Here is a 26,579-nt window from a genome sequence, read left to right as displayed (position 1 = left end):
GCGCTGGCGGTGCTGCTCACGGCCGCCGCGCTCGTGCTGGTGCGGGCCTCGGACCGGACGCCGTCCGCGAGCCTGGCCGCGCCGCAGCGGAGGGTGGGGAAGGCGCACCTGACCGCGCCCGCGAAGAAGGAGATCGCGATGAAGCTGGTCTCCAGCGCGGAGAACTCGTCGCTGAACTGGCGGGCGCAGTACGGCTACGTCGAGGACATCCGGGACGGCCGCGGCTACACCGGTGGCATCGTCGGCTTCACCTCCGGCACCGGTGACATGCTGGCGGTCGTCGCGCGGTACGTGGCGGCACGGCCGAGGAACAACGGCCTGGCGCGGTTCCTGCCGGCTCTGCGGCGGGTGAACGGCACGGCCTCGCACGCCGGCCTGGATCCCGGCTTCCCGGCCGCGTGGCGGGCCGCCGCGGCCGACCCGGTGTTCCGCGTCGCGCAGGACGCCGAGCGGGACCGGGTCTACTTCAACCCGGCGGTCGGGCAGGCGAAGAAGGACGGGCTGCGCGCGCTCGGCCAGTTCGCGTACTACGACGCGATGGTCATGCACGGCCCCGGTCCCGATCCGGCCGGCTTCGGCGGCATCCGGGCCGCCGCCGTCCGCCGCGCGAAGCCACCGGCCCAGGGCGGCGGGGAGGTCGCCTACCTGACCGCGTTCCTGAACGCGCGCACGGCCGCGATGCGCCGCGAGCCGGCCCACCGCGACACCAGCCGCGTCGACACCGCCCAGCGCGTCTTCCTGAAGGCCGGCAACCTCGGCCTCAACCCCCCGCTGCGCTGGTCCGTCTACGGCGACAGGTACATGATCGCGAAGTAGGAGGCATTAGGCCTTTGATCTATTAACCAGCCCCGGCCTGGCCCAAAGCTGGCGGCTGTGGGACGACCGAGACGCGAATCAGCTGGGCGTCAACACAGTGAGGACGTTCTCCACCGCGGAGATCAACTCCTGCTTGCGGAACGGTTTCTGCAGCAGGACCGTGCCGGGGTCGAGCGTGCCCTTCTCGGCGAGCAGCGGCGCGGCGTAGCCGGACATGAACAACACGGGCACGCCGTCGCGGATCTCGCGCAGCTGCTCGGCCAGCTCCGTACCGGACATCTCGGGCATCATGATGTCCGTGATCAACAGGTCGATGCGCCCGGGGTGCGCGTGCACCCGCTCCATCGCCTCGGTCCCGTCCGCCGCGGTGATCACGTCGTACCCGGACTTGCCGAGCATCCGCCGGACCACCTCGCGCAGGTCCGGCTCGTCGTCGACGACCAGGATGGTGCGCCGTCCGTCCGTCTCCGCGCCGCCGCCGGGCACCGTCTCGTCCGGGTCGCGGCGCGGCTCCAGCACGTCGTCCGCGGGCAGCATGATCACCACGGTGGTGCCCCGGCCCGGGTCGGACGAGATGCTGAGCTCGCCGCCCGCCGCGGTGACCATGCCGTGCGCCACGGCCAGGCCCATGCCGGCGAACGCGACCGGGTCCTTCGTGGTGAAGAACGGCTCGAACGCGCGCTCCAGCACCTCAGCGGACATGCCGGCACCGGTGTCGGTGACCCGGATCTTCACGTGCCGGCTCGGGCGCGCGCCGGGCGCGCTCTTCGTGCACGGCTCGGCCGTGATGCTCAGCTTCCCGCCGTGCGGCATCGCGTCACGCGCGTTGAGCGCCAGGTTGACCAGCGTCTGCTCCAGCTGACCCGGGTCGACCACCACCGGCGGCAGGTCCTTGTGCGTGTTCGTGGAGAGCGTGATGTCGTCGCCGAGCGAGTGGCTGAGCAGGGCATAGACGTCCGCGACGGTACGGGAGATGTCGTGCCGGACCGGCCGGGCCACCTCACGCTGCCCGAACGCGAGCAGCTGCCGGGCGTACTCGCTGGCCCGGTCCACGGTCTTGCGGATCTGCGCGATGTCGGTGAGCGCCTCGCGGACGCTGGCGCCGGTGATCGGCCCGTTCAGCTCCTCGGCCACGAACCCGGCGTGCGAGTCGATGATCGCCAGCAGGTTGTTGAAGTGGTGTGCGACGCCGCCGGCCAGCTGGCCGACGCTCTCCAGCCGCTGCGCCGCGGTCAGTTCCTGCTGGAGCCGGACCCGCTCGGCCTCGGCCCCGATCCGTTCGGTGGTGTCCACCACGGTGGCGGAGATCAGCGTCTCGGAGCCCACGTCGATCGGCGAGAGCGAGACCTCGGCCGGGAAGCGGCTGCCGTCCTTCCGGACCCCCTCCAGATGCAGGTCCGGCGCGGCGGAACGCGGCATCAGGCGCTCGATCGGCAGGCCCAGCACCTCCTCGGCGCCGTAGCCGAAGAGTTGCTCGATCTGCGGGTTCACGAACCGGATCAGGCCGTCCTCGCCGATGCCGATGATCCCTATCGGCAGCGCGTTCAGCAGGCCGCGGAACATGTTCTGCGCCCGGTTCGTCTCGCCGATGTCCCGGGAGAAGCCGGCCACGCCGATGATGTGGCCCTGTGTGTCCGCGATCGGGGAGATGGTGGCCGCGACCGTGATCAGGCGGCCGTCCTTGCGCCGGCGGACCGCGGAGAACATCTCCACGTGGCTGCCGGAGAGGGTCCGGCGGAACCGCTCCTCCTCCATCGTCTGCCCGTCCGGCGGGATGATCGTGCTGCGCGGGCGGCCCAGCATCTCCGCGGCGGAGTAGCCGTACAGGCGCTCGGCGGCCGGGTTCCAGATGGTGATCATGCCGTCCCGGTCGGCCGCGATGATCGCGTCGTGCGAGGACCGGACCAGCGCCCCGACCAGGTTGATCGCGCCGGCCAGCTTGTCCTCGGTGCTCAGCCGCCGGATCGCGGCCGTGATGGTGAGCCCGTGCTCCTCCATGCTGCGCCACACCGTCACCACCGCCGGGAAGACCGTGCCGTCCGCGCAGCGGCAGCTCAGCTCGAAGAGGGAGGAGACGGAGTCGGCCGCGGCGCCGAGGTCCTTGCCGGGGCCGGCGAGCAGTCCGCCCGGCTCCGGGATGACCTCCTCCACCCGGCGCCCGAAGAGCTCCTCCGGGCGATAGCCGAGCAGCGTTCGGGTGCCGTCACCGGCGTCGGTGATCCGGCCGTCGAGCGAGAGCGAGAGCACTGCTTCGTCACTGTTGGGCTCGGTGGTCCTGCTCATCTGCACCCCCGCGGTCGTTCTCCTCAGCGTAAGGACGAGGGGCGCGTCACCGGGGGTGAATAGTCATAAAGCGCAGATACGCCCTGCCGCCGGAGCGACAGGGCGTAGCGTGGAGCGCTTGAATCAGGCCCGGGTGACCTTGCCGGCCTTGATGCACGAGGTGCAGGCCTGGACCTTGCGGGTGTTGCCGCCACCGGCGGGAGTGCGCACCGTCTGGATGTTCGGGTTCCAGCGGCGGTTGGTCCGCCGGTGCGAGTGGGACACGTTGTGGCCGAAGCCCGGCCCCTTGCCACAGACGTCGCAGACGCTAGCCACGGAAGTCTCCTGCTGTCGATCGATTCGATGCTCTCTGCTGGCCGACCCGGAGCACGCGCCCTCAGGCTGTCAGCAGTCCCGCGGCGCGGGCCGCAGACGTGAGGTCACCCGCGCACTAGGCCTAGGCAACCCGACCAGGTTACCCGACGCGGGTCTCGACCAGCGAATCGGGTCTCGGAGACCTTCCTGCCGCGAAAGTGTCGGTGGCCGACTATAGGCTTTTTCCGTGCTGGAGACCCTGGACGCGACGGTCGTGCGCCGCTGGAGCGGCGCCGGGCTGACCGCGCTCCGGGCCCACCAGCGCGAGATCGACGAGCTGAACGTCTATCCGGTGCCCGACGGCGACACCGGCACCAACCTGGTGCTCACGTTCACCTCCGCGCAGCGCGCGCTCGCGCTCGACCTGGACAACTCGGCCGAGGCCGGCCGCACCGCGCACGGCCACGCGCTGCACCTGCTGGCCCGCGGCGCGCTGCTCGGCGCGCGCGGCAACTCCGGCGTGATCATCTCGCAGGTGCTGCGCGGCCTGGCCGACACGCTGGCCGACGTGCCCGAGGTGCGCGGCCGGGCGCTCGCCGCGGCGCTGCGCGCGGCCACCGCGGCGGCTTACTCCGCGGTCGCCGAGCCGGTCGAGGGCACGGTGCTGTCCGTGCTGTCCGCGGCCGCCGACGGCGCGGCCCGGGCCGGCACCGACGACGTGGCCGCGGTGGCGCGCGCGGCGGCCGAGGCCGCGGCCGTCGCGCTGGCCCGCACGCCGGAGCAGCTGCCGGTGCTGGCCCGGGCCGGCGTGGTCGACGCGGGCGGCCGGGGGCTGTGCCTGCTGCTGGACGCGCTGGCCGAGTCGCTGAGCGGTGACCCCGCCCCGATCGAGGAGCCGCCGGTCCCGCCGTCGCCGGGCCCGCGCCCGCCGGCCACCCCGCGGGAGACCGGCTCCCCCGACTTCGCCTACGAGGTGCAATACCTGCTGGATGCGGAGGACGACGCGATCGACCGGCTCCGGCGCACTCTGCACGGGCTCGGCGACTCGCTGGTCGTGGTCGGCTCCGGCGGCCGCCCGCCGGTCTGGCACGTGCACGTCCACGTGAACGACGTCGGCGCCGCGATCGAGGCCGGCGTGGTCGCGGGCCGCCCGCACCAGATCACCGTCACCCGCTTCGCCGACCACGCCACCGCGCCGCCCGAGCTCCCCGCGCCACCGGCCCGCGCCCGCGCGGCCGTGGTGATGGCGGACGGTCCCGGGCTCGCCGAGCTCTACACGGGCGAGGGCGCGATCGTGGTCGGCGACAACCCGTCCCCGCGGGAGCTGCTGGAGGCGATCGCGGGCAGCGACGCCGTCGAGATCGTGCTGCTGCCGAACGACGGCGACACCCGCGCGGTCGCGGTCGCCGCGGCCCGCGAGGTGAGCGGCCCCCGGGTCAGCGTGGTGCCGACCCGCTCGCCGGTGCAGACGCTGGCCGCGCTCGCGGTCCGGGACGACGCCCGCAGCTTCGAGGACGACGTGATCGCGATGGCCGAGGCGGCCGGCGCCTGCCGCTGGGCCGAGGTCACCCGGGCCAGCCGCGAGGCGCTGACCATGGCCGGGCGCTGCCGCGCCGGTGACGCGCTCGGCCTGATCGAGGGCGAGGTCGCGCTGATCGGGGCGGATCTCACCGCGGTCGGCACCGAGCTGCTCGACCGGCTGCTCGGCGGCGGCGGTGAGCTGGTCACGCTGCTCTTCGGCGCGGACGCGCCACCCGGGCTGGAGCCTGCGCTGCGCGCCCACCTGGCCACCCGCTGGCCATATGTGGAGGCACGCGGCTACGACGGCGGCCAGCCCGTCTACCCCCTGCTGATCGGTGTGGAGTGAACGCATGACGGAGACGGCCGTCACGGTCGGCACCCCCCTGGAGAAGGTCCTCGGCGCGAAGTCGGCGAAGCCGCTCGCGGAGAAGCTCGGCCTGCACACCGCGGGCGACCTGCTCTACCACTTCCCGCGCCGGCACGACCAGCGCGGCGAGCACACGGACATCCGCGGCCTGGAGGTCGGCGAGGACGTCACGATCCTGGCCCAGGTCAAGCGGGTCGAGGCGCGGCAGATGCGACAGCGCCGGGGCCAGCTGCTGGAGGTGCTGGTCGGCGACGACACCGGCCAGACCATCTCGCTGACCTTCTTCAGCCAGGCCTGGCGGCAGCGCGAGCTGACCCCGGGCCGGTGGGGCCTGTTCGCCGGCAAGGTCACCGACTTCCGCGGCAAGCGCCAGCTCAACAGCCCGGACTACATGCTCTTCGACGAGGAGTCCGAGGTCGCGATCGACGACTTCGCCGGCGCGTTCATCTCGGTCTACCCGGCCGCGGCCGCGGTGCCGACCTGGACCATCGCGAAGGCGGTGGACGTGCTGATGGGCGTGATCACCATGCCGGAGGACCCGCTGCCCGCCGCGCTGCGCGCCGAGCACGGCCTGATGAGCCTGGACAGGGCGCTCCGCGAGATCCACAAGCCGGCTGACTGGGCCGCGCTGAAGTCGGCCCAGAAGCGGCTCAAGTGGGACGAGGCGTTCGCGGTGCAGCTGACGCTGGTGCAGCGCAAGGTGCGGGCCACCTCGCTCCCGGCCCGCCCGCGCCCGCGCCGCGACGGCGGCCTGCGCGAGCGGTTCGACGCGATCATGCCGTTCGCGCTGACCGAGGGCCAGGCCAAGGTGGGCGAGGAGATCGCGGCCGACCTGAGCACGCCGCACCCGATGCACCGGCTGCTGCAGGGCGAGGTCGGCTCCGGCAAGACGCTGGTCGCGGTGCGCGCGATGCTCCAGGTGGTGGACGCGGGCGGCCAGGCCGTGCTGCTGGCCCCGACCGAGGTGCTGGCCGCGCAGCACCACCGCGGCATCGCGGAGCTGCTCGGCCCGCTCGGCCGCGCCGGCGAGCTCGATTCCGACCCGGACGCGACCCGCCTGACGCTGGTCACCGGCTCGCTCGGGGCGAAGGCGAGACGCGCCGCGCTGGCCGAGGTCGCGTCCGGCGCGGCCGGCATCGTGGTGGGCACGCACGCGCTGCTCTACGAGGGCGTCGACTTCAAGGATCTCGGCCTGGTCGTGGTGGACGAGCAGCACCGCTTCGGCGTGGAGCAGCGCGACGCGCTCCGGGCCAAGGCCGCGCAGCCACCGCACGTGCTGGTGATGACGGCCACTCCGATCCCGCGCACGGTCGCGATGACGGTCTTCGGCGACCTGGAGGTCTCGGTCCTCGCGCAGCTGCCGCAGGGCCGTTCCCCGATCGCGTCGCACGTCGTGCCGAACGCGGAGAAGCCCGCGTTCTTCGAGCGCGCCTGGCGGCGCATGCGCGAGGAGGTGCAGAAGGGCCACCAGGGGTACGTCGTGTGTCCGCGGATCGGCGCGGAGGAGGGCGACGACGAGGTCGAGCCGCCCACCGACGGCTCCGACGCGAAACGGCCCCCGCTCGCGGTCCTGGAGGTGGCGCCGATCCTCGCCGAGGAGTTCCTGAAGGGCCTGCGGATCGGCGTGCTGCACGGCAAGCTGCCGGCCGACGAGAAGGACGCGGTGATGCGGGCGTACGCGGCCGGCGACCTGGACGTGCTGGTCGCCACCACCGTGATCGAGGTCGGCGTGAACGTGCCGAACGCCACCGTCATGATCGTGCTGGACGCGGACCGGTTCGGCGTCTCCCAGCTCCACCAGCTGCGCGGGCGCGTCGGCCGGGGCAGCGCGCCCGGCCTGTGCCTGCTGGTCACGGACGCGCTGGAGGGCACCCCGGCCCGGGTCCGGCTGGACGCGGTGGCCTCCACCACGGACGGTTTCGTGCTGGCCGAGCTCGACCTGGAGCAGCGCCGGGAGGGCGACGTGCTCGGCGCGGCCCAGTCCGGCCGGCGCTCCCACCTGCGGCTGCTCTCGCTCCGCAAGGACCAGGAGCTGATCGCCGAGGCCCGGTCGCGCGCGCTGACGCTGGTCCGGGACGATCCGGAGCTTTCACGGCACCCCGCGCTGGCCGCGTCCGTCGCCGCGCTCGTCGACGACGAGCGCGCGGAATACCTGGAGAAGGGCTGACCATGATCCTGCACTTCTGCACCGCCGCGGCCTGGGCGGACGCGCAACGCGCGGGGGAGTACACGGCGGACACGCTGGCCACCGAGGGCTTCATCCACTGCTCGACGGCCGCGCAGGTGCACATCCCGGCGACCATCCGCGCCCGCGGCCGCACCGACCTGATCCTGCTGGAGATCGACGAGGTGCGGCTGCCGGAGCCGCCGCGCTGGGAGCCGGGCGACGGAGTCGACACGGAGAACCTGTTCCCGCACGTCTACGGCCCGATCCCGGTGCACGCCGTGATCGCGGTGCATCCGTTCCCGCCGGAGCCGGACGGCTCGTTCGCCCCACCGAAAGGACTCGTGTGACCAGGATCGTCGCCGGAACGCTGGGCGGGCGGCGGCTCACCGTGCCCGTCGGCTCGCACACCCGGCCCACCTCCGACCGGGTGCGCGAGGCGCTGTTCAACACGCTGGAGACGTTGATCGACCTGGACGGCGCCCGGGTCGCGGACCTCTACGCCGGCTCCGGCGCGGTCGGGCTGGAGGCGCTGTCCCGGGGCGCCGCGCACGCGCTGCTGGTCGAGCACGACGCCAAGGCCGGGCGCATCGTCCGGGCCAACATCGCGGCGCTCGGCGCGCGGGACCGGGCGGTGCTGCAACCGGCGAAGGTCGGGACCGCGCTGCTCGCCGGGCCGGCCGGCGAGCCCTACGACCTGGTGTTCGCGGACCCGCCGTACCCGATGCCGGATCTCGAGGTGCTGGAGATGCTGGCCGCGCTGCTGGAGTTCGGCTGGCTCGCGGAGGACGCGGTCGTGGTCGTCGAGCGGGCCAGTCGCGGAGCGGATCTTGCCTGGGTGGAAGGCATCACGCCGATCCGCAGCCGGAAGTACGGCGAGACCACTCTTTGGTACGGTCGCCGATCATGACGAGCGCTGTGTGCCCCGGCTCCTTCGATCCCGTGACCAACGGCCATCTGGACATCATCGGCCGCGCCAGCCGGCTCTTCGACGAGGTGATCGTCGGAGTGCTGATCAACCAGTCCAAGCTCGGGCTCTTCACCATCGAGGAGCGCATCGAGCTGCTCACCGAGGTGACCTCCTCCTATGGCAACGTCCGGGTGGCGTCGTTCCAGGGCCTGCTGGTCGACTTCTGCCGGGCGCAGCGGGCCGGCGTGGTGGTGAAGGGCCTGCGCGCGGTCAGTGACTTCGATTACGAGCTGCAGATGGCGCAGATGAACATCGGCCTCGCGGGCGTGGAGACGCTGTTCATGCCGACCAACCCGCTGTATTCGTTTCTCTCGTCCAGCCTGGTCAAGGAGGTGGCGAAGTGGGGCGGCGACGTCTCCGCGCACGTTCCGGACGAGGTGGACCGCCGGCTTCGCGCCCGTCTGCGCCAAGCGTGATTTTGCGCAGAACGCGCGAACGGTGACCCCGGGTGCGCGGCGGCCTGCCCGTCGGTAACGAGATGGCGACGGATCCGACGCGCCGATGACGTGGGTTTCGCCGCAACGGGCGCCGGGGCCGCATGATGGTGAAGCAGAACGGCGGAGTGGCCGCAGTCAGTGACAGGAGTGAGGCGCCGGTGGACCCGTCCGACCGTATGGACCCGCTCGACCGCATCGACGAGATCATCAACATCGTGGAGCAGGCCCGCTCCGTGCCGATGTCCCGGACGAATTGCATGGTCGAGCGCGGCGAGATGATCGGCATGCTGGAGGACCTCCGCGCCGAGCTCCCCACTGATCTGCGCAAGGCCGCGGCCCTGCTGGAGGAGCGAGACCGGATAATCGACAAGGGCCGCAGCGAGGCCGAGCGGATCATCTCGGAGGGCGAGGCCGAGCACGCTCGCCTGGTCTCGGTGAACGAGATCACGGTCTCCGCCGAGCACGAGGGCGCCCGGATCGTCGCGGAGGCGCGCGCCGAGGCGCAGCGGCTGCGCGAGGAGGTCGACGACTACGTCGACACCGCGCTGGCCAACTTCGAGCAGTTCCTGACGCGCGCGCTGGCCTCGATCGAGCGCGGCCGGGACAAGATGCACGCGCTGCGCGAGATCGGCTCGTTCGCCGGCGCCGACGAGGGCGAGCGCCCCCTGCCGTTCTGAGTGCCGGATCGACGTGGAAGACGGGCTGCGGCGCGCCCTCCTCGACACCCGGACCGCGTCTCGCACCCGGCGCCCGCACGTGATCTCGGCACTCGCCTGGGGCGATTCGACGCTGCGGGCGCCGGTCGGGTAACCTTTTTCGTCGGCCGTCCTAACGGCCGGAGACTGCTGTGCCTTCACCCTTGCTACAGAGAATCGCCATGCCTAAGAACCCTGAGAATCGCCTCGACCCCCGGTCGCCGCTCGTGCTCGACACCGTCGAGCTGCCGCGCCGTCCTGGTGCCATGCGCGAGATCAGCCGGGTGGTCCAGGCGCCGGCGGATCTCGGCGTGGAGATGATCGGCGTGCCCAAGGGCGCCGAGATCAGCCTCGACCTGCGGCTGGAGTCGGTGTCCGAGGGCGTGCTCGTGTCGGGGCCCGTGTCCGGGCCGATCACCGGCGAGTGCGGCCGGTGCCTCCGCGCGATCGACGACTCGTTGACCGTCACGATCCAAGAGCTGTATGCGTATGAGAACAGCGCGACGGACGAGACGACCGACGATGATGAAGTTGGCCGGATGCAGGGCGATCTGATCGACCTGGAGCCGGCCGTGCGGGACGCGGTGGTGCTGGCCCTGCCGACCAACCCGCTGTGCCGCGACGACTGCCCAGGGTTGTGCTCCGAGTGCGGGGTGCACTGGGACGACCTGCCCGACGATCACAATCACGATCAGGTCGACCCACGCTGGGCCGCCTTGCACAACCTGACCAACACCGAGGAGTAATTACCGTGGCCGTCCCGAAGCGCAAGATGTCGCGCAGCAACACCCGGTCGCGCCGGGCGCAGTGGAAGACCACGGCGGTCGCGACCGTTGCCTGCCCGCAGTGCCGCTCGCCGAAGCTGCCCCACACGGCGTGCAAGACCTGCGGCACGTACAACGGCCGTCAGGTCCTCGAGGTCTGACGCCGCGGGTGACGCATCCGGCCCCCGGTCGGACCGCGCCTGCACAACGGCGACTGCCCGGTGCTTCGGCTCCCTCCGCGGAGCCGGGCACCGCGCGGATCGCCGTCGACCTCCTCGGCGGGGATTCCGCACCCGCCGTCGTGGTTGACGGCGCTCTGCGAGCGTGCCGGGTCGATCCCGACCTGCATCTTCTGCTCGTCGGCCCCTCCGAGGTGGCCGACGAGATCCTCCATGCCCTCCCGCCGAACGACCGGCACCGGGTCGCCGTCCGAGGCGCCCGGCGTGCGGTCGCGATGGCGGACGCACCCGCGAGCGGGGGCCGCGCCGACACCACGGTGCGGGCGACCGCCGCCGCGGTCGCGGAGGGCCACGCGGACGCGATGACGTCCGCCGGTCCGAGCGGCGCCATCGTCACGGCCGCCGTGCTCGGCTTCGGGCGCATGCCCGGCATCCGCCGTCCCGCGCTCGCCGCCACGCTTCCGGCCACGCGCGGGCCGGTGCTGCTGCTCGACGTGGGCGCCTCGATCGAGGCCAGCCCCGCCACCCTGGTCCAGCACGGCCTGCTCGGCGTCGCCTATGCCGCGACCGTCCTCGGCATGCCCGCCCCGCGCCTGGGCCTGCTCTCCATCGGCACCGAGCCGGGCAAGGGCGATCATCCGCGCCGCGCCGCCGACCTCGCGCTGGCCGGCCTCGCGCTGCCGGGCGCCGCCCGGTACGCCGGCCTGGTCGAGGGCTACGAGATCTCCACCGGTGAGCTCGCCGACGTCGTGGTGACCGACGGCTTCACCGGCAACGTGCTGCTCAAGGGCGTCGAGGGCGTCTACGGCACGACCGCTTCCGACGAGACCCCGCCCCGCGCCGCCGCCCTGCTGGGCGTCGGCGGAACCGTGGTCGTCTGTCACGGCGCAGCCACCGGCGCCGACCTGGCCTCGGGCATCGCCCTGGCCGCCGACCTCCACCGACGTGCCGCCACGGCGGCCATGTGCGCACTAATAGGAGATGCTCATGACTGACCGGGAGAAGCGGCGCCGGCCGTCGGTCGGGCACCTGGAGTCCGCCTTCGGTGTGTCGATCGACCCTGACCTGCTGGAACGCGCGCTGACCCACCGGTCGTACGCGTACGAGAACGGCGGCCTGCCCACGAACGAGCGGCTGGAGTTCCTCGGCGACTCCGTGCTCGGCGTCGTGATCACCACCGCGCTCTTCACCGACCACCCGGACCTGCCCGAGGGCAAGCTGGCGAAGCTGCGCGCCAGCGTGGTCAACATGACCGCGCTCGCGGACGTGGCCCGCACGCTCGGACCGGACGGGCTCGGCGCGTACCTCTTCCTCGGCAAGGGTGAGGAGACCACCGGCGGGCGGGACAAGGCCAGCATCCTCGCGGACACGCTGGAGGCGCTGCTCGGCGCGATCTACCTGCAGCACGGCCTGGACGTCGCGGCCAAGGTGATCCACAAGCTGTTCGACCCGCTGATGGCCGCGTCCTCGAAGCAGGGCCCGAGCCTGGACTGGAAGACCAGCCTGCAGGAGCTGACCGCGTCGCTCGGCCTGGGCGTTCCCGAATACCGCATCGACGAGGCCGGCCCGGATCACGCGAAGACGTTCACCGCCTGGGTCGTGGTGGCCGGCGAGCGGTACGGCGGCGCCGAGGGCAAGAGCAAGAAGCAGGCCGAGCAGCGGGCCGCGGAGGCGGCCTGGCGCAACCTGTCCGACCAGGGCCCGCACGCGCTGAGCACGGACGCAGACGACGCACCGTGACCGTGGCACAGGCCGCTCCCGACACGGAGGCGACGGCGGCGCCGGAGCGGTTCTCGCCGCTCTGGCACGTCACGATCGTGCTCGGCCTCTACGTGGCGATCCGGAGCCTGCAGTCCGCGGCCATCTCCTGGCTCGCGCTGCCCGGCGCCACGGTCGCGGACAGCCTGCTCTCCTGGGACGCCGGCTGGTTCGTCCGGGTCGCCGGCGAGGGCTACCCGACCGGCTACACCTACGACGAGGACGGCACGCTCGTCGGCAACGGCATCGCGTTCTTCCCGCTCTACCCCGCGCTGATCCGGCTGGTCTCGTTCACCGGGCTCAGCCTGCCGGACGCCGCGCTCGTCGTCACCTGGGCCTGCGGCGCCGCGGCCGCGGTCGCGCTGTTCCAGCTCGGCACCCGCCTCTACGACCGGCGCACCGGCTACGCGCTCACCGTGCTGGTGATCGCGCAGCCGATGTCCGTGGTGCTGAACATGGGCTACTCCGAGGGGCTGTTCCTGGCGCTCGCGGCCGGTGCGCTGCTGGCCGCGCACCGGCGGGCCTGGGTCTGGATGGGCGTGCTCGGCCTGGCCGGCGCGCTGGCCAGGCCGACCGGTTTCGCGCTGACCGTGGCGCTCGGTGTCGCGGCGCTGCTGGCCTGGCGCACCGAGACCCGCCGGGGCCGGATCACCGCGCTCGGCGCGGCCGCGGTCGCGATGGCCGGCACCCCGGCCTACCTGCTCTGGGCCGGGCACCGGATCGGCGACTGGGACGCCTGGTTCCGGGTGCAGACCGCGGGCTGGGGGTCCACGTTCGACTTCGGCCGCAGCACGCTGGCGTTCCTGGGCAACACGCTGCGCACCGGCAACGGCTGGGTGCAGGTCAGCGTGGCCTGGATCCTGATCGGCGCGGTCGTGCTCGCGGTCGTGGCGGTGCTGCACCGGCCGTGGTGGCCGCTGGTCGCCTACGGACTGGTCACGCTCGTGCTGGTCGTCGGCCAGGGTGGGTACTACCATTCCAAGCCGCGCCTGCTCGTACCCGTGCTGCTGATCCTGTTGCCACTCGCGACCGCGCTGGGCCGTGCCCGCTGGCGCACGATCGTCCCCGCGCTCGCCGGCTACGCCGCGTTCGGCCTCTGGTACGGCGCCTATCTCGTCACCGTCTGGCCCTACACGATCTGAGGATCCCCGTGCCCGAACTGCCCGAGGTCGAGACCGTCCGCACGGGCCTGACGCCCTGGGTCGTCGGCCGCCGGCTGCACACGGTCGAGGTCCGCCACCCGCGCGCGATCCGCCGCCACGTGCCCGGCGCCACCCACTTCGCCGACGTGCTGGCCGGCCGCGAGATCACCGACGTCTGCCGCCGCGGCAAGTACCTCTGGCTGCCGCTGGACTCCGGCGACGCGATCATCGGCCACCTCGGCATGTCCGGCCAGCTGCTGATCCAGCCCCCGGAGACGCCGGACGAGACGCACCTGCGCGTCCGGTTCGGCTTCGACGACGACGGGCCGGAGCTGCGCTTCATCGACCAGCGCACGTTCGGCGGCCTCTCCGTCTCCACCGGCGGCGCCGAGCTGCCCGCCGAGATCGCGCACATCGCCCGCGACCCGATGGACCCGCTCTTCGACGATCTCGACTTCGCCGAGCGCCTCCGCCGCAAGCACACCGAGATCAAGCGCGCGCTGCTCGACCAGTCGCTGATCTCCGGCGTCGGCAACATCTACGCGGATGAGGCGCTCTGGCGCGCGAAGCTGCACGGCACCCGCGCCACGGACGCGCTCACCAAGCCCGCGGTCGCCCGCCTGCTCGGCCACGTCCGCGACGTCCTCGGCGCCGCGATCAGAGAGGGCGGCACCAGCTTCGACGCGCTCTACGTCAACGTCAACGGCGAGTCCGGCTACTTCGACCGCGCGCTCAACGTCTACGGCCAGGAGGGGCTGCCCTGCGCCCGCTGCGGCACCCCGATCCGCCGCGAGTCGTTCATGAACCGCTCCAGCTTCAGCTGCCCCCGCTGCCAACCCAAACCCCGATAAAAGCGGATATTCCCGCTTCCGGCGTGGTGCAGCCCGCATGCTCCCGCGGGCACCGGTCGTCGCTGGCGCTCCTCCCTGTCAGCCGGTGGGTGGTCACCTCGCAACCAACCCCAAAACCAAGATCGAGGCGTCACTCGAGTCGTTCTGACGACTTGAGTAACGCCTCGATCTTGAGTGGCTCGTTCGCTAGCTGCCGGCGCCGAACATCTGGGTCCAGATCGGCGTGTTGCCGTCGTAGGCGAGGCCGACGCCGGTCTCCTTGGCGTCGCAGTTCAGGATGTTCTTGCGGTGGCCGTCGCTGTTCATCCACGACTCCATGACCTGCTCCGGCGTCTGCTGGCCCTTCGCGATGTTCTCGCCGATCGCGTTCTGGTAGCCGGCCGCCTTGGACCGGTCCCACGGCGAGCGTCCGTCCGCGCTGGTGTGGTCGAAGTAGTTCTCGTCCGCCATGTCCTGGCTGTGGCCGCGTGCCGCCGTCCGCAGCTTCTCGTTGTTGGCGACCGTGCCGCAGCCGTTCTCCGCGCGCCGCGCGTTGACGATCTGGGTGACCGCGTTCTCCAGCGCCGTGATCTCGTCGGTGGCACCGCCGCCGCCCGGGTTCCCGCCGCCGTTGTCGCCGCCGCCGCCGTTGTCGCCACCGCCGTTGTCGCCGCCGCCCTGCTGCGGCGTGGTCTCCTTCGGCGGGGCCGGCGCGGCCGGTGCGCTGGTCTTCGGCGCGGCCGACGGCGACGCGCTCGGCGACGGCGAGGCCGGGTTCGCCCCGAACATCGCCTCGCCGCTGATCTCGCCCCCGGGACGGTCCGCCCCGCGCGCCGCGGCGGGGTCGGCGGCCACGTCGTCACGGTTCGCACCGGCGGCGTCGACGGTGTCGTCCGCACGCCCGCCGGAGACGCTCGGCGGCAGCATGTAGGCGGCCAGGCCGAAGATCGCCAGCACGGCCGCGACCAGCGCGACCAGCCCCGCGGTGCCGCCGGGCAGCCGGCGCGCCCGCCTGACCTTCTTCGCCTTGTGCCGCCCACCGGAGGTGATCTCCTCGGCCCGGGGCAGCTCTCGCTGGCTCGTCGCTCGCTCGGCTCGCCGTGACACGGGGTGAACGCCTCCACAGACGGAAGAACCGCCTGCTCACGCAGAGCGGTCGATGGATGCAGATTGCCGGTCGAACGTAAACCGGTGACCAGGACACTTCCAACAGACCTAAGGAAGACCTAGGGAAGACCTAAGAACCGTCAGACCGTCCGCAAAATGCTAGTTACCGGGCGTGATCAACGTGGCGCGGGACACGCCGCGCTTGACTCTTTTGGCGGGTCGGCGGACTATGGAGTAGTCGCCAGTCGCGCCCGATCACGCCCATGTGTGCCCATGAGCGTGGAGTCGCGATTTGCTGGGCGCGCGTTGGCCGGCCTTTCCGGCAGCGCATTATGAGGAGACAGAAATGGCGAAGGCCCTCTACGGCCACGTCGGCATGGCGCAGGACCGGCGCCTCGTCGACGAGGTCACCCGTCTGCGTGCCACGGTGCAGGCACTGGAGTTCGAGATCACGCGGTTGCGTGCCGACAACGATCGGCTCGCCGCTGCCGCCGCCGAGGCGGACGATCTGCTGAGTCTGCGCGAACCGGCGCTGACCTGATTCCGGGGCGTCGGCCCGCCGGCGCCCACAGCAGTGAGCTCTCCGCAACCTGGCACCGGCCGGGTGGGAAACGGCTCATCGCCCTGCCCCCGCGGCAACGCCCGAACGAGACAACAGAATCCTGAGCGCGCCGACACACACTCAACGTGGCGGCGCGCAGCCCTTTGTCTGGGGCTTTTCAGCGGCTAGCGTGGGACGTTCCCGAGAGCCTGGCCTGCTCGTTGACCACTCGGGGCACCGGCGGGGACGAGGGCGCCGCGTGATGCTCGTTCACCGCGGGTTACCCTGCGGAATCGCTTGCCCGCCGGCCCGCCCGCGGCGGGGCGCCGGGGTGAGGATACGGACACGTGCATCTCAAGAGCCTGACGGTGAAGGGCTTCAAGTCCTTCGCCAGCGCCACGACCATGCGCCTGGAGCCCGGCATCACCTGCGTGGTGGGGCCGAACGGCTCCGGCAAGTCCAACGTCGTGGACGCGATCGCCTGGGTGCTCGGCGAGCAGGGCGCGAAGGCGCTGCGCGGCGGCAAGATGGAGGACGTCATCTTCGCCGGCACGGCCGGCCGCGCGCCGCTGGGCCGCGCCGAGGTCACGCTGACGATCGACAACACCGACGGCGCGCTGCCGATCGACTACACCGAGGTCTCGATCACCCGCCGGATGTTCCGGTCCGGTGAATCCGAATACGAGATCAACGGCAACGGCTGCCGGCTCCTCGACATCCAGGAGTTGCTCTCCGACTCCGGCATCGGCCGCGAGATGCACATCATCGTCGGCCAGGGCCGCCTCGACAGCATGCTGCACGCGAAGCCGGAGGACCGCCGCTCGTTCATCGAGGAGGCGGCCGGCGTTCTCAAGCACCGCAAGCGGAAAGAGAAGGCGATCCGCAAGCTGGACGCCATGCAGGTAAACCTGAACCGGCTGACCGACCTGACCGCGGAGCTGCGCCGTCAGCTCAAGCCGCTCGGCCGCCAGGCCGAGGTGGCCCGCCGCGCCGCCGGCATCCAGTCCGACCTGCGCGACGCCCGGCTCCGGCTGCTCGCCGACGACCTCACCACGCTGCGCACCACGCTGGAGAAGGAGATCGCGGACGAGGCCGCGCTCCGCACCCGGCGCGGCGAGCTGGAGAAGGAGAACGAGATCGCCCAGCGGCGGCTCGCCACGCTGGAGGCCGCGCACGCGGAGGACGCGCCGCTGCTCGCCGCCGCCCAGGACGCGTGGTACAAGTTGTCCGCGCTCCAGGAGCGCTTCCGCTCCACCGAGCAGCTGGCCGGCGAGCGACTGCGGCACCTGTCCGCGCCCGGCGAGGAGGAGCGGCCCGGCCGCGACCCCGACATGCTGGAGGCGCAGGCCGAGGAGGTCCGGGCGCAGGAGGAGGAACTCCGCGAGGCGCTGGAGGAGGACAGGGCCCGGCTGGCCGAGGCGATCGAGGCCCGGCAGGAGATGGAGCGCCAGCTCGCGGACGCGGAGCGCGCACTGCGTACCGCCGCGAAGGCGATCGCCGACCGCAGGGAGGGCCTGGCGAAGCTGGCCGGTCAGGTCAACGCGGCCCAGGCCCGGTCGTCCACCGCGCTGGAGGAGATCTCCCGCCTGGTCGCCGCGCACACCGACGCGGCCGAGCGCGCGGAGCGGGCCCAGGCCGCGGTGGACGAGGTCTCCGCCGAGTCGACCGAGGCGGACCGGGACAACGCGGATCTCGACGCCCGGCACGCCGAGGCGGTCGCGGCGCACGACGCCGCGTCCGCCGTGGTCCGCCAGCTCACCGAGGCCGAGCGCAAGGCGGAGAAGGACGCGGCCAGCTGGAAGGCGCGCGAGGAGGCCCTCGCGATGGGCCTCAGGCGCAAGGACGGCGCCGGTGCGCTGCTGGCCAGGGCCGGGCAGGTTCCGGGCCTGCTGGGCAGCCTGGCCGGCATGCTGAGCGTGCGCCCGGGTCACGAGGCCGCGCTCGCCGCCGCGCTCGGCGTGCTGGCCGACGCGGTCGCGGTGGCCGGGGTGGACGAGGCCGTCGAGGCGATGCGCACCCTCAAGATCGCCGACGCCGGGCGGGCCGCGATGCTGGTCGCGGGCGAGGCCGGCCCCGGCGACCTGGGCTCGCTCGACGCGCTGCGGCCCGTGCTGCCGGACGGCGTGCTCTGGGCCCCCGACCTGATCACCTGCGCGGAACCGGTCCGGCCCGCGGTGCACCGGGCGCTGCGCGACGTGGCCTTCGTGCCGGATCTGGAGTCCGCGGCCCGGCTCGCTGCGAGCAACCCGGAGCTGCGCGCGGTCACGCCCGAGGGCGACGTGCTCGGCGCGTTCGCCGCGGCCGGCGGCTCCGGCAAGGCGGTCAGCTACATCGAGGTGCAGGCCGCGGTCGACGAGGCGAAGGCCAACCGGGAGACGGCCGAGGAGACCATCGCGGGCCTGCGCGCCGAACTCGGGGAGGCTCGGGAAGACGTCGCGGAGAAGAAGGAGGCGGTGCAGGTCGCGGCCGCGGCCAAGCGCGAGGCGGAGAGCCAGCGCAACGCGGCCGCCCGCCGGCTCGCCGAGCTGGGTGCCGCCGCGCGCTCCGCCAAGGCCGAGACCGACCGCCTCGCCGCCTCCCGCGGAAAGGCCGAGGAGGCCCGCGCCGCGGACCTGATGCGCCTGGAGGAGCTGGAGGAACGCCTGCGCGTGGCGGAGGAGATGCCGCTCTCCGAGGAGCCCTCCACGGACGAGCGGGACATACTGGCCGCGAGCGTGCCGCAGGCCCGGCAGAACGAGATGGAGGTGCGGCTCGCCGTCCGTACCGCCGAGGAAAGGGTCTCGTCCATCTCCGGCCGGGCCGACTCGCTGCTGCGGCAGGCCAACGCGGAACGCCAGGCCCGGGAACGCGCGGCCGCCCGCAAGGCCGCCCGCGCCCGCGGAGCCGCCATCGCCCGCGCGGTCGTGACCGGCGCGGGTGCGGCGCTCACCCGGATCGTGGCGTCGCTGGCGGCGGCCGCGCAGAGCCGCGACGAGATCGCCGCCACCCGGTCCGCGCGCGAGGCGGAGCTGCAGGAGGTGCGATCCGTCGCCAAGCAGCTCTCCGGCGAGCTGGAGCGGCTGACCAGCGAGGTGCACCGGGACGAGGTCGCGCGCGCGGAGCAACGGCTGCGCCTGGAGCAGCTGGAGGCGAAGGCGGCCGAGGACTTCTCGCTCGACGTCGAGACGCTGACCAGCGAGTACGGCCCGCACAACCCGGTGCCGCCGAGCCAGGCCGACGTCACCGCCGCGGAGAAGGACGGCAAGCCGATCCCGGAGCCCGCGCCGTTCCACCGGCCCACGCAGGAGAAGCGCGCGTCCAAGGCGGAGCGCGACCTCACGCTGCTCGGCAAGGTCAACCCACTGGCGCTGGAGGAGTTCGCGGCGCTGGAGGAGCGGTTCAAGTTCCTCTCCGACCAGCTGGAAGACCTGAAGGCCACGCGCAAGGACCTGCTCACCGTGGTCAAGGACGTGGACGACCGGATCCTGGAGGTCTTCTCGTCCGCGTTCGAGGACACCGCGCGCGAGTTCGAGCACGTGTTCCAGGTGCTCTTCCCGGGCGGCGAGGGCCGGCTGATCCTGACCGACCCGGAGGACATGCTCACCACCGGCGTCGAGGTCGAGGCGCGACCGCCGGGCAAGAAGATCAAGCGACTGTCGCTGTTGTCCGGTGGCGAGCGCTCGCTCACCGCGGTCGCCATGCTCTGCGCGATCTTCCGGGCCCGTCCCAGCCCGTTCTACATCATGGACGAGGTCGAGGCCGCGCTGGACGACGTCAACCTCGGCCGCCTGATCACGCTGTTCGAGCAGCTCCGCGAGCGCTCCCAGCTGATCATCATCACCCACCAGAAGCGAACCATGGAGGTGGCGGACGCGCTCTACGGCATCACCATGCGCGCCGGCGTCACCGAGGTCATCAGTCAGAAGCTCGTCAAGGAGAGTGCGGATGCGTAGGCAGCGGGCACGTGCCCTGCTCGTCGACCTGGACGGCGTGCTCCGGCACGTCCCGGAGATCAAGATCCTCCAGATCGAGCAGCGGTACGGGATGGAGCCCGGCCGCCTCCGGGACACCGCGACCGTGTGGGGGCGCATGCAGCCCGCGCTGGTCGGCGAGGTGTCGCACGCGCAGTGGATGTCCACCGTCGCCGACGAGCTGACGTTCGCGGCCGGCGGCCCGGAGCGGGCACGCGCGGCCGTCGAGGCGTGGCAGGCCGAGCGCGGCATCGTCGACCAGGACGTGCTGGCGTTCCTGCGCGAGGTCCGCGCCGCCGGACTGCCGGTCGGCATAGCCACGAACGGCACCGACGCGCTCCCGGCCGACCTGGACGCGCTCGACCTGACCGGCGAGGTCGACGTGGTGGTCAACTCGTCCGTGGTCGGCACGCACAAGCCGGCCAGGGAGTTCTTCGTCGCGGCCTGCCAGGCCCTCCGGCTGCCGCCGACCGTGGTGTTCTTCATCGACGCGGACGACCGCGCGGTCCGTGGCGCCAGGGCCGCCGGCCTCTCCGCGCTGCGCTGGAGCGGCCCGGCCGATCTCGCCTACGTCCGGGCGGCGCTCGACCTCTGACTCCGTCATACGGTATTCACGCCAAGTGATGTCTACGCTATCCTCCGTGAGTTTGATCAAAACCGGGGAGGACTTTCACGTGAGTGCATTCAATCGGCGCAACGCGTTGCGGGCCGGCGTGGTCGGGACCGCGGTGGCGGCCGGTGTCGCGGCCACGGCCGGTGCGGCGCAGGCCGCGCCGACCGGGGACGGCTGGGTCTCGGTCCTCGCGCACGGCGCGGTTGGCGACGGTGTCACCGACGACACGGCCGCGATCCGGGCCGCGTTCGCCGCGGCCAAGGCGTCCACGCCCCACCAGAGCGTGGTGTTCCCGGCCGGCCGGCGCTACAAGGTCTCCGACCAGGTCAAGCTGGACGGTCTGACCGACGCCACGGTCTCCGGCCACGGCGCCACGCTGACGCTGATCAACGCCGTGCCGATCGGCGAGGCGCCGGCCGTGCGTGCCGTCCTGCAGCTCACGAACTGCCGGCGGGTGAAGGTGCTGGGCCTGCAGGTCGTCGACGACGTGGCGGCCCAGTGGTACACGGGTCTGCAGATCACCGCGTCGTCCGGCATCGTCGTCGACGGAGTCGTGGCACGCGGGTTCCGGCACACCGGCATCGGCGTGTGGGACAACACCGCCGGCTCGTCCGACGACGTGCTCATCACGAACTGCACCGTCGAGGACGTCCGGCTCGGCATCGCCACCAACGGCCGCGACGTGCGCATCACCGACAACCACGTGGCCATGGACTGGCTGACCTCGGACGAGGCCGCCGCGTGGGGCGGGGTGTGGCGGTCGGATTCGAAGTACTACGACGGCATCAACGTCTGGGCCGGCGCGGACCGCACCGTGATCTCCGGCAACACCATCACCGAGTGCGGCCAGGCCGGCATCTACGTCCAGCAGGTCACCAACCTGGTGGTCGCGGACAACACCGTCACCGGCTCCCAGCTCCGCGGCATCGAGATCGACGGCGACGCGCGCGGCGGCAACCTGCCCCGGTCGGGTTTCGCGTCCGGCATCTCGATCACCGGGAACACCGTCACGAACTGCGTCGGCCACCTCAACATCCTGGCCGCGCGCGACGTCACGATCGTCGGCAACCGGGTGGAGAACCCGAACGCGGCCCGGGACAAGAGCTGCCTGTCGATCCAGCACGGCAGCACCAAGGTCATCGCCACCGGCAACCACATGCGCCAGGCCCATCCGACGTTCCCGGCCGTGCACGTCGACTCCGCCTCGGCGGACGTCACGCTGGCGTGGAACGCGGTCGAGGCGGCGGTGCCGTACCAGGCGCCGGCCGACACCGTGATCATCCGGCGTGGCGGCGCGGGCCAGATCCGCGCCGAGGGCAAGGTCATCGCGGTCGGCGGCATCGGCGTCGGCAACAGTGCCACCGCCAGCACACCGGGGACCGTCGTCCGGAAGATGGAGGTCTTCTCCTCGACCGGCGTCAGCCTCGGCTTCGTCCCGATCTACAACTCGATCTCCTGACGTCCGGTCGACGGCGTGGCGGGGCTCAGTCTCCCGTCACGCCGTCGATGCGCTCCCGCAGGAAGTCCGCGTGGCCGTTGTGCCGCGCGTACTCCTCGATCATGTGCACGTAGATCCAGCGCAGGTTCTTCTCCGTGCCGTTCGCCGGGTGCCGGTAGATGTGGTCCAGGTCGACACCCCGGACCGCGGCCCGCGCCTCCTCGGTCTCCGCGATGAACGTGGCGAAGTCCCGCTCCGCGTCCGCGTCCGCCACGTTCTCGAAGTCGCCGTCGCGCTGCTCCGGCGTGCAGTAGATGTCCTCGAGATCAGGCGACACCCCGGTGAAGACGCGGAACCACCAGCGCTCCACCTCGGCCATGTGCCGCACCAGCCCGAGCAGCGTGAGGATCGACGGCTCCACGCTGGCGGTCTTCAGCTGCGCCGGAGTCAGCCCGGCACATTTCGTGAGCAGCGTCTGCCGGTGCCAGTCGAGCCACCCCTCCAGCATCTGCCGCTCCGGCGCCACGAACGGCTCCGAGCCGCGCTCGATCACCGGCGCGGTCCACCCATCCATCGTCATGCGCCCGATTCTGCACGATCACCCAACCCGGCCTCCGCCGATTCCCACCGCCGGCGAACCCCAACACCATTCCGCGCTTCTGGGCCGCTCCCCTGGGCCGCGCGTTTTGGCCGCGCGACCCTCTTGAGCGGGTCGTGGCCCTGGTTCTCGGCCGCGTGTCTTGCCGCGTGTCGTGGCCGCGGTGTTGTCCTTGATCGACAGACGCCCGCGACGGACCGCAATGTGCTCGGCTCGAAAACAAAGGATCATTGAGTGATACGGAGGGGTGATCGACTGGCGAAGTTGATCTACCTCCAGTATCACTCAATGATCCGGTGCGCGGTCCGACAGGGGCCGAGCAGGCGGTAGGGCGGCGCCAGATCCGCCATTATGCGGAAATATCGGGCATGAAGTGCCCGGCATCCACTGTCAGCGGCACTCCGCATCACGTCGCCGGTCATTATCGAGAGGGCTGGCGGGGCCGCGGGCTGCGAGCGTGGCCAGAAAGCCGAAGACGCCGGTCTTCGTGTCGGAGCCGGCCGGGCGAGTGTGCGGGCATGGCCGCAGCCGGAATGTTGTACGCCGTGTCGAGGTCGGCGGGGCCAGTATGTGGGCATGGCCGCAGGCCGGAATGTCGTTCGCCGTGTCGAAGCCGGCCGGGCATGGCCGCAGATGTCACCCGTCGGTTCGATGCCGGCAGCGCGGAGGGCTGCGGGCGCGGCCGGGAGTCCGGGACGGCGGGAGCCGCGGCCTTGGCGGGACCACGGCGGGAGCGGCTCCGATGTGGCGTCCGGAGCGGAGCGCTAGCGGAGTCGGAGGGCTCCACGAGGTTTGCCCGCGGGAGCGACTCCGTTGCCCGTTCGGCGGCGGCTCGCCGCGAAGGATCATTGACCGACACGAAAGAGAGGTCGACTTCGATATTCGACCTCTCTTTCGTGTCGGTCAATGATCCTTCGGGCATGAGTGGTCGCGACAGCACGACCACCACGCCGGCTTCCGCTCGACGCCGTCCGAGCCACGGCGGAAATAATCCGAAATTTCGGGCTGATGCCTCCGGTCTCCGGGCAGGGCTCGCGGCTACCGATGCCGAATGGGCGACGGAGTCGGGAGCATGCGGGCCGCACCCCGCCGGAAGCGGGAAAATCGTCCTTGATCTTCGGATTGTCATCCTTGATCTTTGGATTGTGGTGCGGCGCCGCTCGTGGGCCGGGAGAAGCGACGTGCGAGGCCGGCCAGCTCCGCATCACGGGCTGACCGGCCGGTGCCGCGCGTCTAGGTGGCGGAGATGGTGTTCGTCGCGACCAGCGCGAGGACCACGGTGCCCAGGATGAGACGGTAGACGATGAAGATCGTGTAGCTGTGCTTGGCGACGAACTTGAGCAGCCAGTTGACCGCGAAGTACGCGACGATGAAGCTGACCACGGTCGCGACCAGCGTGTTGACCCAGCCGACGCCGTTGGAGATGTTGTCGAACTCGGTGACCACCTGCAGCAGCGTGGCCGCGGTCAGCGCCGGGATGGACAGGAAGAACGACAGGCGGGTGACCGTGACGCGGTCCAGGTCGCGGAGCAGGCCGGCGGACATGGTGGCGCCGGAGCGGGAGACGCCGGGGATCAGCGCGAGACACTGGGTGACGCCGATGATCAGCGTGTCCTTCCAGGTCACGTCGCCCTCGTGGCGGGTCTGGGTGGCCGCGCGGTCGGCGAACCACATGACGAAGCTCCAGACGATCAGCGCGGTGCCGACGAACCAGAGGCTGCGCAGCGTGGTCTCGATCTGGTCCTTGAAGAGCAGCCCGATGATCGCGATCGGGACTGAGCCGAGGATGACCGCCCAGCTGAACCTGTAGTCCGGCGTGCCCCGGTTCTCCGCCTTGAACAGGCCGAGGAACCAGGCCTTGATGATCCGGAGGATGTCGCCGCGCAGGTAGAGCAGCGTGGCCAGGACCGCGCCCGACTGGATGATCGCGGTGAACGCGGTGATGTCCGGCGCGTCGATCTGGTAGCCGAGCAGCTTCTCCAGGATCGTGAGGTGACCCGTGCTGGAGACCGGCAGGAACTCGGTGAAGCCTTCGACGGCGCCGAGCAGCACCGCTTCGAGGATGTTCACGGACTGGCTCTTCCCTCCACCGGCGCACGTGCCGGCCATTCAAGCGAGACTGCGGGGGGTGACGAGCGATCAAGATAGCGCGTGCTTGAGGTGCAGGGTGACTCGCGCCCCGCCGAGCTCGCCGCGGTCGATCCGGACGCCGCCGCCGAGTTCGGTGGCGACCCGGTGGACGATCGACAGGCCGAGCCCGGTCGAGCCGCCGCCGCTGTGCCCGCGCTGGAGGGCCGCGCGCGGATCGCGGATGCCGGGGCCGGCGTCGGAGACGGTGAGCGCGTCGTCCGAGACCGTGACCAGGAACGGCGTGCCCTGCGGGGTGTGCTCGAAGACGTTGCCGATGAGCGCGTCGACCACGCCGATCAGGTCCTCCTCGGGCACGTTGACGAAGACCGGGCGGTCCGCGCCGACGACCTGCCAGGGGCGGCCGTGGTCGTCCGCGAGCACGGCCCAGAACGAGAGCCGGTCGGCGAGCACCTCGACCAGATCGGTCTGCGCGTCGGTACGCTCCGTGACCGGCCGCCGCGCTCCGCTGATGATCTCGTCGATCTCGTGTTGGAGATCCGACACCGCCTGCCGCACCCGGTCCGCGACCGGGCCGGGCGGGATGCGGTCCGCGTCCAGGCGCAGCGCGGTCAGCGGGGTGTGCAGCCGGTGCGACAGGTCGGACGCGAGCTCGCGCTCCTTGTCGATGAACTGGATCATGCGGTCCGCCATGGTGTTGAACGCGGTGGCGGCCTCGCGCAGCTCCGGCGGGCCGGCCGGGGTGACGCGCACGGAGAGGTCCTTCGCGCCGAACGCGCGAGCCGCGCCGGCCAGCGAGCGGGCCGCCCGGACCAGCCGGACGCCGATCCGGTCCGCGACGAAGACCGAGCCGGCGACCAGCACCAGCGACATGCCGGCCATGGCGGCCCAGGCCACGTCGACGCCGCGGCGCAGGTCGGCGTCGGGCACGAAGACCTCGATCACGGCGGTACGGTTCCCGTCGATCGCGGTCGCCTGCAGGTAGACCTGGCCGCCCGGTACGACCGCGGTGGTCGCCTGCCGGCGTGACTCCACCAGCTCCACGTCGCCCGCGTCGGCCACGCTGGTGCCCATCGGCGGCTGACCGGGCAGGTGCACGGCCAGCCGGTTGTCGGCCCCGGCCGAGGTCGCGGCCATGGCGCGGGTGAGCACGTCCGGGTCGTCCGTCACGGTCAGCGCCGCGACCATGCCGACGGCCTGCTGGTGCGCGTCCGCGAGCGCACGGTCCTCGGCGATCTCCATGACCACGAGCGCCAGCGGTACGACGAACGACAGCGCCACCATCGACGTCACGGCCAGCGCCAGCCGGGCGAGTGCGGCCCTCAACTGTGATCGGCCAGCATGATGCCGACGCCGCGGACCGCGTGCAGCAGGCGGGGCTGGGCCGCGGTCTCGCCGAGCTTGCGGCGCAGCCAGGAGATGTGCACGTCGAGTGTCTTCTCGAAGCCGGCGTACGGCGCGCGCCACACCTCGGTCACCAGCTCCTTGCGGGTGACCACCTGTCCGGCCCGGCCGGCGAGGTACGCGAGCAGCTCGTACTCCTTTCGGGTGAGTTTCAGGACCGCACCGTCGAGCGTTATGGTCCGCCGGGACGGGTCGACGCACAGCCCGCCCACCCGGACCGGCTCCGAGCTGCGCTCCGGCGCGGCCGGACGGCCCCGGCGCAGCACCGCGGTGACCCGCGCGGCCAGGTGCGCCGTGGAGAACGGCTTCACCACGTAGTCGTCCGCACCCGCGTTGAGCAGGCGGATGATGTCCAGCTCGCCGCGCCGCCCGGTGGCGACGATCACCGGCACGTCGCAGATCGTGCGCAGCATGCGCAACGCGTCCGCGCCGTCGATGTCGGGCAGGCCGAGGTCGAGAATCACCAGGTCAGGCTGATTGTGGGTGATCTCCTGCAGCGCCTCCATGGCACTGCCGACCGCGCGGACGGCGTGTCCGAGGTCGGTCAGCGTATGCGCGATGGCGCCGCGCACCGTGGGGTCGTCGTCGACGAGCAGGACGAGGGGCATGGCAGCACGCTA

The 26,579-nt window shown here is 72.0% G+C and carries 24 protein-coding genes; 17 read left to right on the top strand and 7 right to left on the bottom strand.

The genetic code is table 11. The annotated features are described in order from the left end of the window. Positions 1–9 precede the first annotated feature (9 nt). Positions 10–816 (top strand): chitosanase, encoded by an 807-nt coding sequence (locus J2S43_RS28345; protein ID WP_306834343.1) that lies wholly within the window; start codon positions 10–12, stop codon positions 814–816. Positions 817–894: 78 nt separating this feature from the next. Here J2S43_RS28345 and J2S43_RS28340 read toward each other — a convergent pair whose 3' ends face one another. Further along, positions 895–3,099 (bottom strand): PAS domain S-box protein, encoded by a 2,205-nt coding sequence (locus tag J2S43_RS28340; RefSeq protein ID WP_306834341.1) that lies wholly within the window; start codon positions 3,097–3,099, stop codon positions 895–897. A 123-nt stretch (positions 3,100–3,222) separates the two neighbouring features. Further along, positions 3,223–3,414: a 50S ribosomal protein L28 gene (gene rpmB / locus J2S43_RS28335; RefSeq protein ID WP_033343896.1), complete on the bottom strand. Its 192-nt coding sequence runs from the start codon at positions 3,412–3,414 to the stop codon at positions 3,223–3,225. 226 nt (positions 3,415–3,640) lie between these two features. On the opposite strand from rpmB, the gene J2S43_RS28330 reads away from it, so the two are divergent. From J2S43_RS28330 to mutM, 12 genes are all read left to right on the top strand, one after another. Continuing rightward, positions 3,641–5,260 (top strand): DAK2 domain-containing protein, encoded by a 1,620-nt coding sequence (locus J2S43_RS28330; protein WP_306834336.1) that lies wholly within the window; start codon positions 3,641–3,643, stop codon positions 5,258–5,260. 4 nt (positions 5,261–5,264) lie between these two features. After that, positions 5,265–7,448 carry an ATP-dependent DNA helicase RecG gene (gene recG / locus J2S43_RS28325; RefSeq protein WP_306834333.1) on the top strand — a complete coding sequence of 728 codons (2,184 nt, stop codon included), beginning with the start codon at positions 5,265–5,267 and terminating at the stop codon, positions 7,446–7,448. A 2-nt stretch (positions 7,449–7,450) separates the two neighbouring features. Continuing rightward, positions 7,451–7,795 carry a DUF952 domain-containing protein gene (locus J2S43_RS28320; protein ID WP_306834331.1) on the top strand — a complete coding sequence of 115 codons (345 nt, stop codon included), beginning with the start codon at positions 7,451–7,453 and terminating at the stop codon, positions 7,793–7,795. After that, positions 7,792–8,355 carry a 16S rRNA (guanine(966)-N(2))-methyltransferase RsmD gene (rsmD, locus tag J2S43_RS28315; RefSeq protein ID WP_306834329.1) on the top strand — a complete coding sequence of 188 codons (564 nt, stop codon included), beginning with the start codon at positions 7,792–7,794 and terminating at the stop codon, positions 8,353–8,355. Before J2S43_RS28320 ends, rsmD begins: the two co-directional genes overlap by 4 nt. Continuing rightward, positions 8,352–8,831: a pantetheine-phosphate adenylyltransferase gene (coaD, locus tag J2S43_RS28310; protein WP_306834327.1), complete on the top strand. Its 480-nt coding sequence runs from the start codon at positions 8,352–8,354 to the stop codon at positions 8,829–8,831. Before rsmD ends, coaD begins: the two co-directional genes overlap by 4 nt. 197 nt (positions 8,832–9,028) lie before the next feature. Further along, entirely contained in the window at positions 9,029–9,529 is a 501-nt protein-coding gene (locus J2S43_RS28305; protein ID WP_306839505.1) for a hypothetical protein, read from the top strand. Positions 9,530–9,729: 200 nt separating this feature from the next. Then, entirely contained in the window at positions 9,730–10,293 is a 564-nt protein-coding gene (locus J2S43_RS28300; RefSeq protein ID WP_306834324.1) for a YceD family protein, read from the top strand. A gap of 5 nt (positions 10,294–10,298) precedes the next feature. After that, a complete protein-coding gene (gene rpmF / locus J2S43_RS28295; RefSeq protein ID WP_306834322.1) occupies positions 10,299–10,472 on the top strand; it encodes a 50S ribosomal protein L32 in 174 nt (57 codons plus the stop codon). 53 nt (positions 10,473–10,525) lie between these two features. Further along, entirely contained in the window at positions 10,526–11,485 is a 960-nt protein-coding gene (locus tag J2S43_RS28290) for a phosphate acyltransferase PlsX (protein ID WP_306839503.1), read from the top strand. Then, positions 11,478–12,230: a ribonuclease III gene (gene rnc / locus J2S43_RS28285; protein WP_306834320.1), complete on the top strand. Its 753-nt coding sequence runs from the start codon at positions 11,478–11,480 to the stop codon at positions 12,228–12,230. The genes J2S43_RS28290 and rnc overlap by 8 nt, the downstream gene beginning before the upstream one ends. After that, positions 12,227–13,390, top strand: coding sequence for a mannosyltransferase family protein (locus tag J2S43_RS28280; RefSeq protein ID WP_306834318.1), 1,164 nt, complete (start codon positions 12,227–12,229; stop codon positions 13,388–13,390). Before rnc ends, J2S43_RS28280 begins: the two co-directional genes overlap by 4 nt. 8 nt (positions 13,391–13,398) lie before the next feature. Further along, positions 13,399–14,241 carry a bifunctional DNA-formamidopyrimidine glycosylase/DNA-(apurinic or apyrimidinic site) lyase gene (gene mutM, locus J2S43_RS28275; RefSeq protein WP_306834315.1) on the top strand — a complete coding sequence of 281 codons (843 nt, stop codon included), beginning with the start codon at positions 13,399–13,401 and terminating at the stop codon, positions 14,239–14,241. Positions 14,242–14,427: 186 nt separating this feature from the next. Here mutM and J2S43_RS28270 read toward each other — a convergent pair whose 3' ends face one another. Next, positions 14,428–15,327 (bottom strand): CAP domain-containing protein, encoded by a 900-nt coding sequence (locus J2S43_RS28270; protein ID WP_306834313.1) that lies wholly within the window; start codon positions 15,325–15,327, stop codon positions 14,428–14,430. A gap of 346 nt (positions 15,328–15,673) precedes the next feature. Here J2S43_RS28270 and J2S43_RS28265 point away from each other — a divergent pair, with 346 nt between their 5' ends. The 4 genes from J2S43_RS28265 to J2S43_RS28250 all read left to right on the top strand — a co-directional run bounded on the left by J2S43_RS28265 (position 15,674) and on the right by J2S43_RS28250 (position 21,890). Further along, positions 15,674–15,868, top strand: coding sequence for a hypothetical protein (locus tag J2S43_RS28265; protein ID WP_306834311.1), 195 nt, complete (start codon positions 15,674–15,676; stop codon positions 15,866–15,868). A gap of 347 nt (positions 15,869–16,215) precedes the next feature. Next, complete coding sequence (gene smc, locus J2S43_RS28260) at positions 16,216–19,800, top strand: chromosome segregation protein SMC (protein WP_306834309.1); 3,585 nt, start codon at positions 16,216–16,218, stop codon at positions 19,798–19,800. After that, a complete protein-coding gene (locus J2S43_RS28255; protein ID WP_306834307.1) occupies positions 19,793–20,413 on the top strand; it encodes an HAD family hydrolase in 621 nt (206 codons plus the stop codon). Before smc ends, J2S43_RS28255 begins: the two co-directional genes overlap by 8 nt. A 79-nt stretch (positions 20,414–20,492) precedes the next feature. Next, the gene (locus tag J2S43_RS28250) at positions 20,493–21,890 is read left to right on the top strand and encodes a right-handed parallel beta-helix repeat-containing protein (protein ID WP_306834305.1); all 1,398 of its coding nucleotides are present in this window, start codon (positions 20,493–20,495) and stop codon (positions 21,888–21,890) included. A 25-nt stretch (positions 21,891–21,915) separates the two neighbouring features. On the opposite strand, the gene J2S43_RS28245 is transcribed toward J2S43_RS28250, so the two are convergent. The 4 genes from J2S43_RS28245 to J2S43_RS28230 form a co-directional block, all read right to left on the bottom strand. Next, positions 21,916–22,443 (bottom strand): DinB family protein, encoded by a 528-nt coding sequence (locus J2S43_RS28245; protein ID WP_306839501.1) that lies wholly within the window; start codon positions 22,441–22,443, stop codon positions 21,916–21,918. Positions 22,444–23,700: 1,257 nt separating this feature from the next. After that, positions 23,701–24,537, bottom strand: coding sequence for an undecaprenyl-diphosphate phosphatase (locus J2S43_RS28240; protein WP_306834303.1), 837 nt, complete (start codon positions 24,535–24,537; stop codon positions 23,701–23,703). 69 nt (positions 24,538–24,606) lie between these two features. Continuing rightward, complete coding sequence (locus J2S43_RS28235; protein WP_306834301.1) at positions 24,607–25,881, bottom strand: HAMP domain-containing sensor histidine kinase; 1,275 nt, start codon at positions 25,879–25,881, stop codon at positions 24,607–24,609. Then, on the bottom strand, positions 25,878–26,567 hold the full coding sequence (locus tag J2S43_RS28230; RefSeq protein WP_306834299.1) for a response regulator transcription factor: 690 nt from the start codon (positions 26,565–26,567) through the stop codon (positions 25,878–25,880). Before J2S43_RS28230 ends, J2S43_RS28235 begins: the two co-directional genes overlap by 4 nt. Between the last annotated feature and the right edge of the window lie 12 nt (positions 26,568–26,579).

This window comes from Catenuloplanes nepalensis (genome assembly GCF_030811575.1).
GTDB lineage: Bacteria > Actinomycetota > Actinomycetes > Mycobacteriales > Micromonosporaceae > Catenuloplanes > Catenuloplanes nepalensis.
The sequence above is the reverse complement of the archived record's forward strand: the minus strand, read 5'-3'. Positions and strand labels throughout refer to the sequence as shown.

What these genes read in the sequence shown, in the direction of transcription:
- J2S43_RS28340 (WP_306834341.1), bottom strand. Translation starts at nt 3,099, where the DNA reads ATGAGCAGGACCACCGAGCCCAACAGTGACGAAGCAGTGCTCTCGCTC.
- recG (WP_306834333.1), top strand. Translation starts at nt 5,265, where the DNA reads ATGACGGAGACGGCCGTCACGGTCGGCACCCCCCTGGAGAAGGTCCTC.
- J2S43_RS28320 (WP_306834331.1), top strand. Translation starts at nt 7,451, where the DNA reads ATGATCCTGCACTTCTGCACCGCCGCGGCCTGGGCGGACGCGCAACGC.
- coaD (WP_306834327.1), top strand. Translation starts at nt 8,352, where the DNA reads ATGACGAGCGCTGTGTGCCCCGGCTCCTTCGATCCCGTGACCAACGGC.
- J2S43_RS28305 (WP_306839505.1), top strand. Translation starts at nt 9,029, where the DNA reads ATGGACCCGCTCGACCGCATCGACGAGATCATCAACATCGTGGAGCAG.
- J2S43_RS28300 (WP_306834324.1), top strand. Translation starts at nt 9,730, where the DNA reads ATGCCTAAGAACCCTGAGAATCGCCTCGACCCCCGGTCGCCGCTCGTG.
- rnc (WP_306834320.1), top strand. Translation starts at nt 11,478, where the DNA reads ATGACTGACCGGGAGAAGCGGCGCCGGCCGTCGGTCGGGCACCTGGAG.
- J2S43_RS28265 (WP_306834311.1), top strand. Translation starts at nt 15,674, where the DNA reads ATGGCGAAGGCCCTCTACGGCCACGTCGGCATGGCGCAGGACCGGCGC.
- J2S43_RS28255 (WP_306834307.1), top strand. Translation starts at nt 19,793, where the DNA reads ATGCGTAGGCAGCGGGCACGTGCCCTGCTCGTCGACCTGGACGGCGTG.
- J2S43_RS28245 (WP_306839501.1), bottom strand. Translation starts at nt 22,443, where the DNA reads ATGGATGGGTGGACCGCGCCGGTGATCGAGCGCGGCTCGGAGCCGTTC.
- J2S43_RS28230 (WP_306834299.1), bottom strand. Translation starts at nt 26,567, where the DNA reads ATGCCCCTCGTCCTGCTCGTCGACGACGACCCCACGGTGCGCGGCGCC.